The sequence below is a fragment of the Maribacter sp. Asnod2-G09 genome, assembly GCF_045063795.1.
In the GTDB taxonomy this organism is placed as follows: domain Bacteria; phylum Bacteroidota; class Bacteroidia; order Flavobacteriales; family Flavobacteriaceae; genus Maribacter.
This window is the reverse complement of the sequence record NZ_JBEFOA010000003.1, coordinates 530289-546893: the sequence shown is the minus strand read 5'-3', so window position 1 is coordinate 546893 and position 16605 is coordinate 530289. Positions and strand designations below refer to the sequence as shown.

19 protein-coding genes are annotated in these 16605 nt (G+C 34.0%); 7 read left to right on the top strand and 12 right to left on the bottom strand.

Going from position 1 to position 16605, the window contains the following annotated elements; all coding sequences use genetic code 11:
- The first annotated feature begins 166 nt into the window (after positions 1-166).
- Positions 167-565, top strand: coding sequence for an acyl-CoA thioesterase (locus ACJJVT_RS06435; RefSeq protein ID WP_405397339.1), 399 nt, complete (start codon positions 167-169; stop codon positions 563-565).
- A gap of 3 nt (positions 566-568) precedes the next feature.
- On the opposite strand, the gene ACJJVT_RS06430 is transcribed toward ACJJVT_RS06435, so the two are convergent.
- Genes ACJJVT_RS06430 through ribD form a run of 4 tightly spaced genes read right to left on the bottom strand, consistent with a single transcriptional unit; the run spans position 569 to position 3775 of the window.
- A complete protein-coding gene (locus tag ACJJVT_RS06430) occupies positions 569-1171 on the bottom strand; it encodes an IMPACT family protein (protein ID WP_405397338.1) in 603 nt (200 codons plus the stop codon).
- A gap of 17 nt (positions 1172-1188) precedes the next feature.
- Entirely contained in the window at positions 1189-2073 is an 885-nt protein-coding gene (locus tag ACJJVT_RS06425) for an EamA family transporter (protein ID WP_405397337.1), read from the bottom strand.
- Positions 2074-2676, bottom strand: a complete 603-nt coding sequence (locus tag ACJJVT_RS06420; protein WP_405397335.1) for an HAD family hydrolase — start codon at positions 2674-2676, stop codon at positions 2074-2076.
- The gene (ribD, locus tag ACJJVT_RS06415) at positions 2669-3775 is read right to left on the bottom strand and encodes a bifunctional diaminohydroxyphosphoribosylaminopyrimidine deaminase/5-amino-6-(5-phosphoribosylamino)uracil reductase RibD (protein ID WP_405397334.1); all 1107 of its coding nucleotides are present in this window, start codon (positions 3773-3775) and stop codon (positions 2669-2671) included. The genes ACJJVT_RS06420 and ribD overlap by 8 nt, the downstream gene beginning before the upstream one ends.
- 77 nt (positions 3776-3852) lie before the next feature.
- Between ribD and ACJJVT_RS06410 the strand changes: the two genes are divergently transcribed.
- The 6 genes from ACJJVT_RS06410 to ACJJVT_RS06385 are packed head-to-tail and all read left to right on the top strand — an operon-like array spanning position 3853 to position 9326.
- Complete coding sequence (locus ACJJVT_RS06410) at positions 3853-4338, top strand: GNAT family N-acetyltransferase (RefSeq protein WP_405397333.1); 486 nt, start codon at positions 3853-3855, stop codon at positions 4336-4338.
- Between the two features lie 2 nt (positions 4339-4340).
- The gene (prmC, locus tag ACJJVT_RS06405) at positions 4341-5210 is read left to right on the top strand and encodes a peptide chain release factor N(5)-glutamine methyltransferase (RefSeq protein ID WP_405397331.1); all 870 of its coding nucleotides are present in this window, start codon (positions 4341-4343) and stop codon (positions 5208-5210) included.
- Positions 5207-5788 carry a TIGR00730 family Rossman fold protein gene (locus ACJJVT_RS06400; protein WP_396634262.1) on the top strand — a complete coding sequence of 194 codons (582 nt, stop codon included), beginning with the start codon at positions 5207-5209 and terminating at the stop codon, positions 5786-5788. Before prmC ends, ACJJVT_RS06400 begins: the two co-directional genes overlap by 4 nt.
- Before the next feature lie 5 nt (positions 5789-5793).
- Positions 5794-7785, top strand: coding sequence for an NAD-dependent DNA ligase LigA (gene ligA, locus ACJJVT_RS06395; protein WP_405397330.1), 1992 nt, complete (start codon positions 5794-5796; stop codon positions 7783-7785).
- A gap of 6 nt (positions 7786-7791) precedes the next feature.
- Positions 7792-9030: a cation:proton antiporter gene (locus ACJJVT_RS06390; protein WP_405397328.1), complete on the top strand. Its 1239-nt coding sequence runs from the start codon at positions 7792-7794 to the stop codon at positions 9028-9030.
- Positions 9027-9326, top strand: coding sequence for a hypothetical protein (locus ACJJVT_RS06385; RefSeq protein ID WP_405397327.1), 300 nt, complete (start codon positions 9027-9029; stop codon positions 9324-9326). Before ACJJVT_RS06390 ends, ACJJVT_RS06385 begins: the two co-directional genes overlap by 4 nt.
- Before the next feature lie 8 nt (positions 9327-9334).
- Here the strand turns inward: ACJJVT_RS06385 and ACJJVT_RS06380 are convergent, their stop codons facing one another.
- From ACJJVT_RS06380 to ACJJVT_RS06345, 8 genes are all read right to left on the bottom strand, one after another.
- Complete coding sequence (locus tag ACJJVT_RS06380) at positions 9335-9760, bottom strand: hypothetical protein (protein ID WP_405397326.1); 426 nt, start codon at positions 9758-9760, stop codon at positions 9335-9337.
- Between the two features lie 150 nt (positions 9761-9910).
- On the bottom strand, positions 9911-10813 hold the full coding sequence (locus tag ACJJVT_RS06375) for a helix-turn-helix domain-containing protein (protein ID WP_405397324.1): 903 nt from the start codon (positions 10811-10813) through the stop codon (positions 9911-9913).
- A gap of 520 nt (positions 10814-11333) precedes the next feature.
- Positions 11334-12470, bottom strand: coding sequence for a hypothetical protein (locus ACJJVT_RS06370; protein WP_405397323.1), 1137 nt, complete (start codon positions 12468-12470; stop codon positions 11334-11336).
- A gap of 254 nt (positions 12471-12724) precedes the next feature.
- Complete coding sequence (locus ACJJVT_RS06365; RefSeq protein ID WP_405397322.1) at positions 12725-13246, bottom strand: DUF4269 domain-containing protein; 522 nt, start codon at positions 13244-13246, stop codon at positions 12725-12727.
- An 88-nt stretch (positions 13247-13334) separates the two neighbouring features.
- Entirely contained in the window at positions 13335-13949 is a 615-nt protein-coding gene (locus ACJJVT_RS06360; RefSeq protein ID WP_405397320.1) for a fumarylacetoacetate hydrolase family protein, read from the bottom strand.
- A 126-nt stretch (positions 13950-14075) separates the two neighbouring features.
- Complete coding sequence (gene blaOXA / locus ACJJVT_RS06355; protein ID WP_405397319.1) at positions 14076-14921, bottom strand: class D beta-lactamase; 846 nt, start codon at positions 14919-14921, stop codon at positions 14076-14078.
- 54 nt (positions 14922-14975) lie between these two features.
- Positions 14976-16226 (bottom strand): hypothetical protein, encoded by a 1251-nt coding sequence (locus tag ACJJVT_RS06350; protein WP_405397318.1) that lies wholly within the window; start codon positions 16224-16226, stop codon positions 14976-14978.
- Positions 16227-16328: 102 nt separating this feature from the next.
- Entirely contained in the window at positions 16329-16469 is a 141-nt protein-coding gene (locus tag ACJJVT_RS06345; RefSeq protein ID WP_166638576.1) for a hypothetical protein, read from the bottom strand.
- Between the last annotated feature and the right edge of the window lie 136 nt (positions 16470-16605).

Here is a 16605-nt window from a genome sequence, read left to right as displayed (position 1 = left end):
ATAGGCGATTATAAAAAATCAGTATAGGTTCTCTTTCAACTTGGGCAAATATGTGAACAAATTATTGAAAAAAAAAATCGATTGTCATTGAATTTGACCTTTTTTTTTCTCATGTTCGCTTACTCAATAGGGGAGCTTTTAAATATATACTTTTTACTTCAAATAAATGCGTACAAACGAAATTTCTTTTCGAATTAGATATAGTGAAACCGACCAGATGGGTGTTGTCTATCATGGCAACTATGCTCAATACTTAGAATTGGCAAGAGTTGAATGGTTAAGGTCGTTAGGTATTTCTTACAAAAGTATGGAGGAAGGCGGTATTATGCTTCCGGTGATAAGTTTGTCGATAAAATATTTAAAGTCAGCTTTGTATGATGATTTAATAACTGTTAAAGTTATTTTGAAGAAAAAACCTGCTGTTCGAATAGAATTTGACTATGAAATTACGAATGAGGCAGCAGAATTATTAGCAACGGCTAATACAGTTTTAGTTTTTATGGATATGAAGCGCAAAAGACCGACTAGATGTCCGCAATTACTTTTAGATAAATTAGACTATTAGAAACTATTCGATTTCTTTAATTTCTAATTTGTGATGAGCTTTTAAAAGTTTCATTGTCTCTTTAAAATCACTTTTATTGATAGACAATATCATTTTACATTTTAGATGTAAATCTTGAGATACAATATTCAGTTGGTGTTTTTTTACCAAGCGCATTACAATATCCATTTCTGAATACTCAAAAGTTACCGATAGTTGTTGTTGTAAAACTCTGGTAACTATTTTAGCGTTTTCTAAAGCTAACTTTGCGGCTTCTTTGTAAGCACTTATTAATCCGCCGACACCTAATTTGGTTCCACCGAAAATACGAACAACAGCAACTAAGGTATTAGTCACATCAAAAGACTGCAACTGACCATAAATGGGCATACCAGCAGAGTTGTTTGGTTCGCCATCATCATTAGCGCGGTACGATTTTGTTTCAATACCCATTTGCCAGGCATAGCATACGTGGTTTGCTGTGGGGTATTCTTTCTTAAGCGCTTCTATATGTTCTTTAATGGTGTCTTCATCAGAAACCGGAAAGCAATAGCCATAAAACTTGCTCTTTCGCTCTTTGAACATAATGGGTTCAGATGGTTTAGAGATTGTTTTATAAGCGTCCATATAGGTAATCGTATTTTTTAAATGTATGTCATTAGTTGCTGACCGAAAGCTACCAGTATAATACTAAAGATAGCCAATCCTATTCCGAACCAGTTTTTAACCGTTAAACGCTCTCTAAACAGTATAATACCCAAGAGCGTAGAGAACATTACAATTGCCACATTATTAATAGTGAAAACAGATGCACTGTTCCAAGTAGGGTGTTGTAGTGCTTTTAATAAAAAGTAGATGGAAAAATAATTAGGAATTCCCAAGCAGATACCGCCAAGTATATTTTTGAAATTTACTTTTAATCGCTGTTGAGTAGATTTGAATGCGATGAAAAATAAACCGAATATACCTGCAGATGCAAAAACCGTAGCAGAGAATAGGGCATATTCCTCTTCGGGCATATGTGCATCTTGAAAGTATTTTATGCTGGTATCTATGGTTCCCGACCCAAGAAAAACTAAAACAGGTAATGCGAAAGCCCATTTTTCTGCTTTTAATTTCTTTTCCTTTAACGATGTAAAATAAACAGCTAATAGGGCAAGTAAAATTCCTATAATTTCTAATATTCCAAGAGATTCTTTATAATAGAACACTCCGAATAAAACCGGAATGGTTAACGACATCTTAGTCGCAACCGAAGCTACCGATACACCCAGCTTTTGTGAAGTTGCTGCCATCAAATTAAATATTAGTATGAAAAGTAGACCTAAGGCGACACTTCCCCAAAACCAGCTTTTCTGTGGTATGGCGGCAAGGTTTATAGGTTCATTGTAATAGAGAAGTCCAACAGTGCAGGCAACAAAATAATTGGTAATTATCGCATATATGGTTTGAACCTGATATTTGGCATATAACTTAAAAATGACAAAAATTAAGCTTGAAAATAGAATGCTAAACGCTAAATATATCATTTAGAGATGGCTTAAAGTTTCAAGAACATCTTCCTTGCCTACTTGAAGATTCCAGCAATGTATACCTAGTTTAGACGCGGCATCTGTATTTTCTTTAGTGTCATCTAAAAAGAAGGTCTCATTTGAATTTAATTCATTTTCGTTCAAGACGAACTCATAAATATCAGCATTAGGTTTACGCATTTTCATTTCTTGAGATAGGTAGAAAACCTCAAAGCAATTTTTGAATCTATTGAAACGCTCTAATCCCATAGATTCTTTAACCTTATCAATATGTAAATCATTAGTGTTGCTTAATAAGAACAATCGGTATTTATTATCGCTCTTTAATTTTTCAATGAATTTTAAGCGTTCTTCAGGGAAATCTAAAATAATAGAATTCCATGCGTTTTTAATTTGATCTTTGGTAGCATTGGTGAAAATAGCTTGTAATTGATTCACGAATTCATCAGACTCCATTAAACCCATTTCATATGCTTTGAAAATGGTATCTAATTCAGGAGTCAATTCGGTGAATCCGAATTTTGCCATTTCTAATAAAGGGGCTTGCTTATCTAGATTGATGAATATGTCACCAAAATCAAATATGATGTTTTTAATCATTTCGTACTATGGTTAGTTGGTCGGTTAAAATTTGAACTTGTTGTTGGGTATGCCCTGCTATTTTTGGTGCAGCGATACCTTTTGTAAAATTGGTTGCTCCTTTAAAAATTCGAGCCTCATCCCAAAGGTTAGCATTAATAAAACTTTGCAGTGTATGTGAGCCACCTTCGATTATGACGCTTTGTATTTGTTCTTCATACATCACATTACACAGCTGTTGCGGTACATCAGCATTAAAATTGATGATTTTATAAGTTATTCCAGCTATATCATCTTTGCGATCAGTTATTTCGGTGCAAATTATGGTCTTTTGTTTTCCGTCAAGCACGTGATAGTCTCTAGAGATCTTTAGGCTTCTATCTAAAACAATTCGTGTAGGTGCTTTGCCCGACCAATCTCTTAGGTTTAATTGCGGATTATCAGCAAAGACAGTATTCGTACCTACTAAAATACCAGCCTCTTCACTGCGCCATTTATGCACTAATTGTCGCGATTTAGTATTGGTAATCCAATAAGGTTTCTTTTCTTCTCCTCGTTTCAAAGGTTCAGGTGCAATAAATCCGTCAGCTGTTTCTGCCCATTTTAAAATTAGATATGGTCTTTTTTTAGTGAAAAAGGTGAGAAAGCGTTTATGATGTTCTTCACATTCTTTTTGAAGAATACCTACTTGAACAATGCATCCCGCAGCCTCTAATTTTTTGATTCCGTTACCAGCTACTTTTTCATATGGGTCTTTAAGACCAATAACTACTCTAGGGATTCCCATTTTTACGATCAAGTCTGCACAAGGCGGAGTTTTACCGTAATGAGAACAAGGTTCTAGGGTAACATAAATGGTAGATGATTTCAAAAGGGAAACATCAGAAACAGAGTTAATAGCATTAACCTCAGCGTGAGAGCCACCATAGGTACTAGTAAATCCTTCGCCTATAATTTTACCATTATGCACAATTACGGCACCAACCATTGGGTTGGGCGCGGTAGTACCTAATCCGTTCTTTGCTATCTGTAAACAACGAAGCATAAATGTTTCATCGGTAGAAAGCGCATCTCTATGTAACGGCATCGAATTGTTGGTATCTAGATTATTAATGGACATCAAACTTTAACATTATACGCATATCACGTATCTTCACACCTCAAAAATAGTACTTTAAAACCTATTGCCTTATTGATATGGAAAATGTCGTAATCCGCGAAATTAGAAAAGAAGATAATCCGCAAGTAGCCAAAGTTATACGGCAAGTGTTGGCAGACTTAGGTGTGCCAAAAGTAGGTACGGCTTATGAAGATCCTTCTTTAGATAGCATGTTTGAGCATTATGAGAAGCCTAAGGCTACTTATTTTGTTGTGGAAGAAAATGGGGCTATTTTAGGTTGTGCCGGTGTAGCTCAGTTAGATAATTATGATGGCAATGTAAGTGAACTTCAAAAAATGTACTTTTTAAAAGAAGCTAGGGGTAAAGGTGTAGGTCATAAAATGATTACGGTTTGTTTAGAGCGTGCCAAAGAATATGGTTTCACGACTTGTTATTTAGAGACCATGCCAAATATGGAGGCTGCCCAAAAATTGTATAAGAAAATGGGATTTGAATATATAGATGCTAGAATGGGCGATACAGGTCATTACTCTTGTCCGGTGTTCATGCTAAAAACATTTTAAAGGTGCTGCTTAAAGAAATTAAAAACATTTTTCATTTAGAATTAGATGCTATTTATGGTAAGGAGGAAGTAGATAGCTTTTTCTATTTACTTATTGAGCATTATTTTGATTTAGAACGCTTTGTATTAGCAATGCAGCCAGAGTTGATTATAGATAAAGAACAGGAGACTGTTATATTTCAAGCCTTATCTGAATTAAAACTAGAAAAGCCTATTCAACATATTATTGGAACATCATATTTTATGGACCTAGATTTTAAGGTCAATGAACATGTATTAATACCAAGACCTGAAACTGAAGAATTGGTTCGTTGGATATTGGATGATGTAAAAGATGTAAGACAATCATTGACTATTTTGGATATGGGTACAGGTAGTGGCTGTATTCCAATTTCTTTGGATAAAAATTTGACGAATGCAAAAGTATTCGGGTTGGATATTTCTTCGGATGCTTTAAAAGTAGCAGATGAAAATAACCGATTAATTGGTGCTAACGTAAAGTTTTTCAATGCAGATATACTTTCTCTAGATAAAGAAACGGCAACAAAAGAATTAGACCAGAAGTTTGATATCATTATATCTAATCCGCCATATGTGCGAGAATTAGAAAAAGAAGAAATGCAGAATAATGTCATAGACCATGAGCCTGGTTTGGCACTTTTTGTTCCTGATGAAGACCCGTTAAAGTTTTATAGCGCCGTAGTCAATTTTGCAGCTGACCATCTAAATGAAGACGGATGTTTGTTTTTGGAGATTAATCAGTATTTAGGTAAAGAAACGATGATTTTATTAGAAGAATCTAATTTTAAGACTATAGAGTTACGGAAAGATATGTTTGGCAATGACCGCATGATAAAAGGAATAAGAAAATGAAAAGTATTGTAGTTTTTTGCGGTAGTAGTGAAGGTGTTGATTCTGCATATGGTTTACAGGCATCAGAATTAGGAGAGACTTTTGGGAAGAATAATATTCAATTAGTTTATGGTGGTGCTAAAATAGGCATCATGGGTAAAGTAGCTGAAGGAGTATTGAACAATGGAGGAAAGGTGATAGGAGTAATTCCTGTATTTCTAAAAAAGAAAGAAGTGGTTCATGAGGGCTTGACAGAATTAATAGTTACCCAAAACATGCATGAACGTAAATTGAAGATGCATGATCTATCTGACGGAATATTAATGCTACCTGGCGGATTTGGAACCTTGGAGGAATTTTTTGAAATGTTGACCTGGTCTCAGCTAGGGCTACATCAATATCCGATAGGAATATTAAATACAAACGGATTTTATGATTCCCTTTTAAAGATGATGCATGACATGGTCAAAGAAGGTTTTGTAAAACAAGAACATATAAATACTATTTTGGTGGACGATGATATAAATTCATTACTAGAAAAAATGGAAAATTACATTCCGTTACCAACACCAAAGTGGATTAATAAAGAGCAGCTTTAAGGATTATGAAGGCAAAAATAGAAGCACTAAGAACAGCGTTACGAGAGCATAATCATAATTACTATGTGTTGGATAGTCCGACCATTTCTGATTATGATTTTGATATGAAATTGAAAGAATTACAGGATTTGGAGGCAAAACATCCAGAATTCTATGATGCCAGTTCCCCTTCACTTCGGGTTGGTGGAATGATCACTAAGAATTTTGCGACCGTAGTTCATGAGCACAGAATGTATTCTTTAGATAATTCGTACTCCAAAGAAGATTTAGAAGATTGGGAGAAACGTATTCAGCGTAACCTAGGAGATGTGCCTGTTGCTTTTACCTGTGAGTTAAAGTACGATGGAGCATCTATCAGTATAACCTATGAAAAAGGTAAGCTGGTAAAAGCAGTTACCCGTGGCGACGGAATTCAAGGAGATGATGTTACCAATAATATCAAAACGATTAAATCGGTACCGTTACAACTAAAGGGGGATTACCCAGATAAATTTGATATTCGGGGAGAAATCGTTTTGCCTTTTGAGGGGTTCCTAAAAATGAACGAAGAGCGAGTAGCAAATGGTGAAGACCCGTACATGAACCCTAGAAATACAGCATCTGGTAGTTTAAAGCTTCAAGATAGCAGTGCGGTTGCGCAAAGACCGTTAGAGTGTCTGTTATATAGCATTGTAGGTAGAAACCTGAATATAGACTCTCAGTATCATATGTTAGAGAAAGCTCGTGAATGGGGTTTTAAAGTGCCAACCGTTGCAAAGCTTTGCCAGACCACAGATGAAGTTATGGCATTTGTAGAAGAATGGGACGTAAAACGCCATGAATTGCCTTATGAGACGGACGGGGTGGTAATCAAAGTAAATAGTCTTCAGAATCAAGAAGAATTAGGTTTTACCTCCAAAGCGCCGAGGTGGGCAATGGCATATAAATTCAAAGCGGAGCAAGTTTCTACTACGCTTAATGAAATAACGTATCAAGTAGGGCGTACAGGGTCAATAACTCCTGTAGCGAACTTAGAGCCGGTGTTATTGGCAGGTACAACTGTAAAAAGAGCATCGTTGCATAATGCAGACCAGATAGCAAAATTAGATATTCGTGTTGGTGATACCGTTTTTGTAGAAAAGGGAGGAGAAATCATTCCGAAGATTATAGCTGTCGACTTCACCAAAAGACCGGCAGATTCCAAGCCTACGGAGTATATTCACGAATGTCCCGAATGTGGAACAGAACTTACCCGTTCAGAAGGTGATGCCAAACATTACTGTCCGAACGAATATGGTTGTCCGCCACAGATAACAGGTCGTATTCAACATTTCATTTCTAGAAAGGCAATGGATATTGAAGGTTTAGGTGGTGAGACTGTAGAGTTGCTATTTAAAGAAGGTTTAATAGATGATTATGCCGATTTGTATAAGTTGACAAAAGAAGATGTTTTACCGCTGGAGCGAATGGCAGAGAAGTCCGCCGAGAATTTGGTGAAAGGAGTATCCGAATCCGTACAAGTTCCTTTCGAGCGTGTACTATTTGCTTTAGGTATTCGTTTTGTTGGGGAGACTGTAGCAAAGAAATTGGCAAAGGCTTATAAAAATATAGATGCCTTGAGAGAAGCTACCCTAGAGCATTTGACTTCGGTTGATGAAATAGGTGAGCGTATAGCGCAGAGTGTTATTGACTTTTTTGCGAACGAGAAGAATATCGATGCTATAGAAAGATTACGTAGTTACGGCGTACAATTAGCTATATCTGCAGAGAAGTTAGAAAACCAGACCGATATGTTGGCGGGAAAAACCTTTGTAGTGTCAGGTGTGTTTGAGATTCTAAGTAGAGATGAGCTTAAAAAGAAAATAGAAGATAATGGCGGTAAAGTAGGATCTTCTATATCATCAAAGACTAGTTTTTTGGTTGCAGGTGATAAAATGGGGCCAAGTAAGCGTACCAAAGCAGAGAAGCTAGAAATACCAATTATTAGTGAGCAAGATTTTATAAATATGATAGCATAAACAACTATGGACATTTTTACAATTATTTCAGTATTAGTATTTCTATCGGCAATATTCGGCTATATAAATGCGCGTTTTCTAAAGCTACCAAACAGTATCGGCCTAATGCTGATTACAATTCTATTTACCTTGGCGGTTTTCTTAATAGGTTATATTGATGACACCTTAATTAATGCAGAACGTTATATAATTACCCAAATAGATTTTAAATCTGTATTGTTAGATATTATGTTGAGTTTTCTGTTGTTTGCAGGTGCACTTCACACCAATTTTGAACAATTAAAAGTACAACGCTGGCCTATATTGGTATTTTCTACCTTGGGTGTATTGGTATCGACCTTTTTAGTAGGTACAAGCATGTATTATTTGTTACAGGTTATAGGGATGGAAATTTCTTTTATCTATTGTCTACTGTTTGGGTCATTGATTTCACCTACAGATCCTATTGCCGTATTAGGTATATTAAAGAAAGCAGGAGCGCCAAAGAAACTAGAAACTAAAATTGTGGGTGAATCTTTGTTTAATGACGGAGTAGGAGTAGTTGTTTTCTTAACCATTTTTCAACTGGCATCGGCAACTGACGTAGCGGTTAGTCCATTAGATATTTTAGAACTTTTTGGTGTTGAGGTCATTGGTGGGTTGGCATTAGGTCTAGCCTTAGGTTGGGGAACATGGAAGCTTATGAAATCTATAGATGATTATGATATAGAAGTAATCATCACCTTAGCTACCGTTATGGTAGGTACATTAATAGCTCAGAAATTTCATTTATCAGCTCCTTTGGCGATGGTAGCAGCAGGTTTAGTGGTAGGTAATGATACGGTGCGTGACTCTGCAATGTCAGAAACTACAGAGACCTATGTAGATAAATTTTGGGAGCTTTTAGATATTCTTTTGAATACACTTTTATTTGTTCTGATAGGGATGGAAATGCTCGTATTATCCTTTAAAACAGAATATGTAATTGCTGGGTTATTGGCAATTCCATTAGTATTGATTTGTCGATACTTGTCGCTATTAATTCCTATTAAGTTCTTTGAGAAGAAATTGGACTTTATACCGAGAACCAATTTGGTAATGACCTGGGGCGGATTGCGTGGCGGAATATCCATAGCATTGGCATTAGGCTTATCTGATGAAATGCATAGAGATGCATTTTTAGTAATTACGTACATAGTAGTGGTATTCTCCATTATAGGGCAAGGATTAACCGTAGAAAAGCTAATAAAACGTGTAGTAAAATGATACCAAAGAACTACCTAGAATTTGAAAAGAGTTTAGAGTTATCTCAAGTACCAAAAGAATGGCCTGACGGACTAAAATCGGCATGGTATGATGCCAAGGGAGATTGGGAAGCTTCACATAACATAGCCCAAGAAATGCACAATACTTTGGGCAGCTGGCTACATGCATATTTACATCGTAAAGAAGGTGATCGTTTTAATGCAGGGTATTGGTACGGTTTAGCGAAAAAAGAATATCCAACAATTACCTTAGACGAAGAACTTAAGGTAATTGTGGAATATATAATTATAAATTAAGCTGAGTTCTAATTCGTTTCATCCAATGCTACTACATGAGTTAACTCTACGCTTCCTTTAGAGTCTTTAGCTTTCACTTTAAAAACAGCATCTCCATTAAAATCTGAATTAAATTTAAAGGTAGCAATAGATTTTAAAGTAGAATCAGTTGCACTTTCTTCAATATTAATAATTTCTATACTTCCAGATTCAATAGTCCATGTAAAAGTTGCTACACGAGCATTGAACTCCGCAGCGAACGTAATTGTTTCATTAGGTAATGCAAAATCTGCACCATTGAAACACATCTTAGTGCTAGTAGGAGAAAAATCACCTATATCACAAGAGGTAAAACTTTTTTGGTTTAAACTTGCCTCGTTGTCATCATCACTAGAACATGAAAATTGAAAAGTAGCAATAGCGACAAGAAGTAATAGTTTAATTGATTTTTTCATTGGTGGAGTTTTATAGGTTTGTATTAAAAAATTACAACTCTAAAATAGGAAAAATAGTACATAAACCTTTCTGTTTAACATTAATCTTTATATACGATTATTGTTGATTAATAAGTTTAAATTTTATTAGAAAAATTAATTTTACATATGCTAAGCACTATTAGTATATTCAACAACACTTGAATTGGATAATCTCTCAAAAGTCTTCTCGAAATCACTTTTGCTACTGAATCCGCATGCGGAAATAAGCGCATATAGATTATTCGATTCTAAATATCCCGAATCAATCAGCTCCTTAGCTTTTTCTACTCTAATTTTGTTTCTATAAGAAGTAAAACTGATGCCCTTCGTCTGATAGAAAAAATAGGCGGCATGATATGGTGGTACATGTAGAAGTTCTGCACACGCTTTTAGATTGAAACCTTGTTTTAAAAATGCTTCCTGTTGTTCTATAGCTGTTAGTGAATTATTTAGTTCTTGATTATCTAATCCGTACATCTGTACTTTTGAATTTTTATAATTTGAAATAGATGATGAAACCAATAACTGATTTTTTGGAAATCCGTAGAGAATAGAAGGGAAGTATAACGGAGCTATGCTAATTAATAACAAAACTAGAAATAATATAATCTGTAAACGATATAAACTTGAGTATGATACATTTAAAGTATTGATACCTAACATTCGTTCAATACCAAAGAAAAGGGTAATTAGTGCCATTAGGGTTAATGCCGTATAAAACAGAAGCAGCCATCTATTTAGAATAACTTTTAGTTTGTCATTTGGGTTTATATCTAAAAATCGTCTTAACAACGGTAGTAGAGACAGAAGGTATATTAATTGCCATAAATGACGTAAGCTATAGTGTTCATTTAAACTTAGTAGACCGTATTGCGCATTAAATCGCTCTTTCGGGAAAGTAATAGCATCTTCTACAATCTGATTATAATAGGATGCTGGTTTAGAAAAGACAATGGCAACATCTATGATGCTAAGTAGAAAGGGGATAAATAGTAAAATGTATTGCCATTTCCACGTAAACTTATCGTCCATAACTGTTTTAAAATAGAAATATACAGGTACGCTTATTACGCTATATAATAAGAGTGGCCAAAAGTAAAACCATTTAAATTGAGTTAACAATCCATCAGTAATAATGTAGGTTTGAAGGTTGTAGATGGAAAAAATAAAATAAAAAGAAGCAAGAAATTGCTGAGGTAATTTATTTACATTTTTTCTTAAAAGCAATACAGTAGTTAAGATAAATCCGAAGATTGCTATTAACAGAAAAACAATGTTCATTCAATAACTTTTAGAAAAAGTACAAAAAAGTGTACGAATTTACAATTTAATAAGTAGGAATATATAGTTGAATTGATTTTTGAACTACCGTAATTTTTGCCTAATCTTTAGTAAAATAATTTTTAGTTAAGTAAGCTTATTCGGTTTATGATTTAGAATAAAAACACCATATCATCTAAACCGAATTAGATGATATGATGTAATAATAGTGAAATTAGGTTTTAGCCAAATAAATTGGCAGAATTATTTATGTAAATTCTGTGTTGGTAAATTATTCTACAGTAAACTCGAAAATGTTGGACTCTACAGGCAATTGACCATCACTAAAATTAAATGTCAATTGTGCTGTGTATTCCCCATCGAGCATTTGGTATATTTCGGCAGTAGCCACATTTCTTTGATGATAGCGAAATAGCCCTTCGTCAAGTACTTGTTGACTTACAATACTTAAATAAAGCTTACCGCATTCAGTCGTATAATTATCATAATCTTGAAATAAAGAAGCGTATAGTTCACCGTTGGCGTCGTAAATATTGATAGTAGCACTTTCAGGGGTCCAATAATACTCATCCCAATAACCTAAATACTCACCAATAAAATGAAGTTTTGTGTAATTGAAACACCCACTGTCGTAAGGTCCAACAACAGTTAAAGATCTAATATTAGGTTTGGTGTTGAAAATCTTTAGCTTTAGTAAGCCTTCATCGCCTGAAACGGTATGACCACTAATTGAATTGATCCAAGCATGCTTATTCAATAGATATTGATAAGTATCATTAATCTCTAATCCAATATACATTTTCTTGAATTCTTCTCTCGGTGATTGTGATACAAAATCTTCTGGTATTGTAAAGCTTAAAGAATCTGCAACTATCGTTGAGGTCATTTTTAAACTATCAGTTCTATCTTCATTTACTAGGTATAGTGCAACATCTGTATAGTCACTTAAACCTTCTGCGTGTATTACTATTTCCTTATTGCCATGCGCAAACATTTCTAAATTGTTTATATATCCTACCAAATCATCAGATAATAATTTTTCATAATCAATTTCAACTGCTTTGGTAGTAAAGTAATAGGTTTCGCTATCTAGGCTAGTACTGTTATTAGAAACTTCTGCCTTGACTTCATAGCTAGTTGCTTTTTCTAAGCCGGTTAAGGTGGCGTAAAAACCTTCTAAAGGAATTGACTGATAAGAATCGTTAGAATTTTTTTCTCGATACAGAATCATACTATTCTCACTAGAATATCTTCCGGTCATTTTAATGTTTGCTGAGGTAAATTCTACTTCTGAAATTGTCATTTCAAAATCTACAAACTCTAGTTCTGGTTCTGAATCTTCTGAACTACAAGATGTTAGAAAGATAAAGGCTGTTAAGTAAATAAAATAATTAAATGTTTTAAGCATAATAGTGGGTTAAGGTTTAAAAAATTGGGTTCTAAATCAATCTTTTACATAACGTTTATGCTTGTAATTTATTTAGTTGGTCGCTAATTTTTTGAAGAATTTTCTGTAATTAATTGTAAGTTAAAAAGTTGAAGATTAATTTTCATTTTGGTTAACCAATTTAGCAAATTTTTCCAGATTTTTTATAAGGAACTTAGGGGTAGGTCCTACGTAGTTTAAAGCATTGGGCTAAGGTACTAATTCGTGTATTTCGATTACAACTTTAAAAGTTCTTCGTAAGGGTCTCCTTTTAGTCCTAATAGATTGGCAAATGCAGGCTCGGTTTTTAAACCACTAGCTTTTAGTTTTATAATTTCTTGCTGAAAGCTATTTCCTTTTTCTTTTAAAATAGCATATTCAATAATCATATGCAGGTATGCATTTTGTTTTTTGGTAGGCGTGTTTTGAGCAAATATTTCAATTAAGAATTTCTCTGTTTTAAATTCAGCAATAGTGACTTCTTTATCGTTTTGCTTACTTCTGTAAATATGAAAACCTTGCATCTTAGAAAAGTGATGCGTTACAACAGAAGCGAATTCGTTATGCTCGTTACATTCACAAATAATATCAATATCACTTTCGGGTATGTCTATTTGAATGGGGATGGTACCGGTTACAATAGGCGAGTATAATTTAAGATGGTCAAGAATCTTGTACTGTATAAGATCATTATAAGCATTTACTTGTCGCTCATTTCCGATTTTTAAATAATCTATATTTTCAAAATCAATGCTCAATTGCAGTCAACTAGGTTAAAGATGTAAAATCACGATTTATAAGTGCATATGAAATGAAAGTATACATCGTGATTCATAAATCTAATTTTTAAATCATTTTGAAATCTAATAATAACTCTCCTTCAATAGAAGCTTGTAAATGATCACCTTTAAAAGTTTCACCTGCACCGATTGCTGGTGTTCCGGTGAATATCATATCACCAGGGTTCAAGGTCATGAATGTAGATACAAAGCTGATAATTTCAGCAAAGTTATATATGATATAGCCTGTGTTGCCTACTTGTTTCTTTTCGCCATTAATCACTAGATCAAAGTTGATATTATCTAATTCAGGGAAATCGCTTACCGGTTTAAAACCAGCAATAGGTGACGCACCATCAAAACCTTTTGCCAATGCCCAGGGACCTTTTTTCTCTCTACTTGCGGTAAGTACATCTTTTGCAGTATAGTCAATACCTATACCTATTTCAGAAATATATGAGTTTGCTTCTTCTACGGTAACATTTTTAGCCGTTTTTCCTATTTTAACTACCAATTCTACTTCGTAAATCAATTGATTGGTAATAGCAGGAAATGCTACATCTTTACTATCTGTGACTAAAGAAGAATCTGGTTTGGTGAAAATAAGTTGCACATCATTTTTTAATCCGTCAATTTCAGATTTATCAACTACGTAATTCTTTCCTATACCTATAATTTTCATGCTTGTGGTGTTAGTGTATTATTTATGTTAAGTGGTAAAATTAAACATTATAGCAAGTATAGTGTTGTGTTTTACTTGAAATCACATTAAAGCTACTTTTTGTTTGAAGACTATAGAACAAAATGTTCATTCATTGATAACCTTCATTTTTTTTAAAGCGGATAGTGTAACATCTTTTCTTTTTTTAATGAAATCTTGTAGGTTGATTTTACTATTTTTTGGTTCTAGATTGGTAGCAAAGAAATAAACATTTTCTCCGACTTCAATAAAACCAACATACCAACCATTGTATTGGTCTTTGCTATTAGATAACCCTGTTTTACCACTGAGCTTGTAATTTTTTGTTTCTTCAACAAGCATGATATCTAGAACTATATTTTTTGTTCTTTCTGATATGGAAAGCTGGTTGTTGTAAAAACGTTTTAAAAAATCTATCTGTTGCATTTGACTAATACGAGATTTGCCCTCTAACCAAAAATTGGTGATGTTCTTAGCGTTAATATTTAAGTTTCCGTATTGTAATTTTTCAACATATTCGTTCATACGTTGCGTTCCAATTTTTGCAGCGACTTGTTGGTAACATGGTACACATGAAAACTGAAAGGCATCTCGTAAAACTAAATCTTGCTCCCAAAGGTTTGACCATTTTTCTTCACCATCCCAATTAAAGATTGTGCTGTCGCTTTCAATGACTCCCGTTTCCAATCCGATAATGGTATTTGCAATTTTAAAGGTAGATGCCGGTAAATTACCGGTATTAGTCCAATTAAAATCGTTGGAATAATAGGTGTCGTCGTTTAAATCATAAATTAGAATAGCACCATTAATGTCTTCAGAATCAATTATAGTTTGAAATTCAGACTTAATAATTTTGTCATTTTTGATTTCTAATGAAATCGAACTATCAGTATTCTTTTGTTCTTTACAAGAAGTGATGCAAAAGATTGTGAGTATTAGCAGATGAAGCTTCATTTAGTAAGTGAATTATATTCAAAATAGAGCATTAAATATAATCAAACAGATCATTTACTTCAGTTCTTCAATCGGAGTATTCGCTTTTGAATTAGAAATTAAAATGGCATAGTCGATAAACTCCGTTGTAGATTTTCCTTTGACGGCATCTCCATTAGAAGTGTCATCTTGCATAACGACTTCTATTAAATCTGGAATTCCGTCGCTATACGGCGTGTCGGTAGCATTTAAGCGGAATAAAGTCATGTCAGATAATTTAGACTTTTTCAGGTGCTCAATGCCGAGAAAATATTCTTTCTCGTAATCTCCGATTCCGAATCCCCCTTCTGTGGTAAAATATTGATATTCTCCGTTGTCATTATACACATGGTCCCAAAGTACACGGCTATCTGTAAAGTAGCCAATAACCGAAATTACCTTATCTCGCGGGTAAATATTATTTTCTATTAATCTGGTAAAAAATGATGGATTATTGCCCTCTCGCTGTTTCTCTAAATGGAAAAAACCAAACCTTAGAAATTGAGGTTTTTGTTTGAAGTTGTAAATGGAGTCTAAGTGAACATAATTATTAAAGATCACTTCTTCTCGATTAATTTTAGGGTTAAAGGAATACTTCAAATCTTGTATGATGTGATTAAAAGCAAAAGTATCTTTAATGGACTTTGAGTACATTGCAGCATTTGTCTCGTAGAATGCTACAAAAGCTTTCATCACACCTTTAGAGTAGCTGTTGTAATATGGCGAATAATCTGTAGTATCTAAGGCAACCATCTGTTCTAAATTACGTACAGCTGTATCTTTAAACGTATTGGTTGGTATTAATTCTAATAGGTATTTAGAAGTGTATTTATAGGTAACCAATTGATCTACGCCCACGACAATTAATCTGTCTTTTTCTGGGAGTTTATCGTTGAGGTGCTTAATGCTTTTCCACTTCTCATAAGTTTCAATACTTCGCTCTTGTGGTACTCTAGCACCATAATTACTTACTAAATCTTTTAGTAACAAGGTGTCACCAGTTTGTAAGTATGTGTTAAAGAAATGCCCAAGACTAAAATCTGTTTCGGGCAAGTAATATTGAATAGCACCAGCTTTAGTTAGCGAAGTAAGAAGAGCGTGTTCTACAGCCTCAGTTTTTACGCTGCCATGATAAGCACCAAAACCGATGATGTTGAAGTCTTTTTGAGGGAAATCAAAATTTGGCTCCGTCATATTAAATCGATTATTTTCTAAGTAATCAACTTTTGATTGGGAGTAGGAGTGAAGCGATAACAACGTAAATAAAACTGTAAATAATCTTTTCATGGTTTGGTTTTCAATAGAGATAACCAAACCATGAAAATGTTACAGTAACCCGTTCAGAAGATTTCCTTCTTATGTTATTTACAGCATTATGTATTGATAGAATTAGTAAAGGGTCCCCATAACTTGAGTTTTCTTTTCAAAAAACATCTCCTTACCATTTTTCAATTCATTTGGCTTTTCTAAAGCATTCAATTTAATGTTGTTTTTGATAGAATACTTTTCCTGTAAAATGTCTACTTGCATAATATTGAGTTTAGATGAGTATCTAAGATAAAAATTAATCATCTGAAAATCATTTATTTACGTGTAAATAGTGTAGCTATAGCCAAGAAATGCGAATATGATTTTTTTGGGTAGGTTTAATTATTGAGCTCGTTTT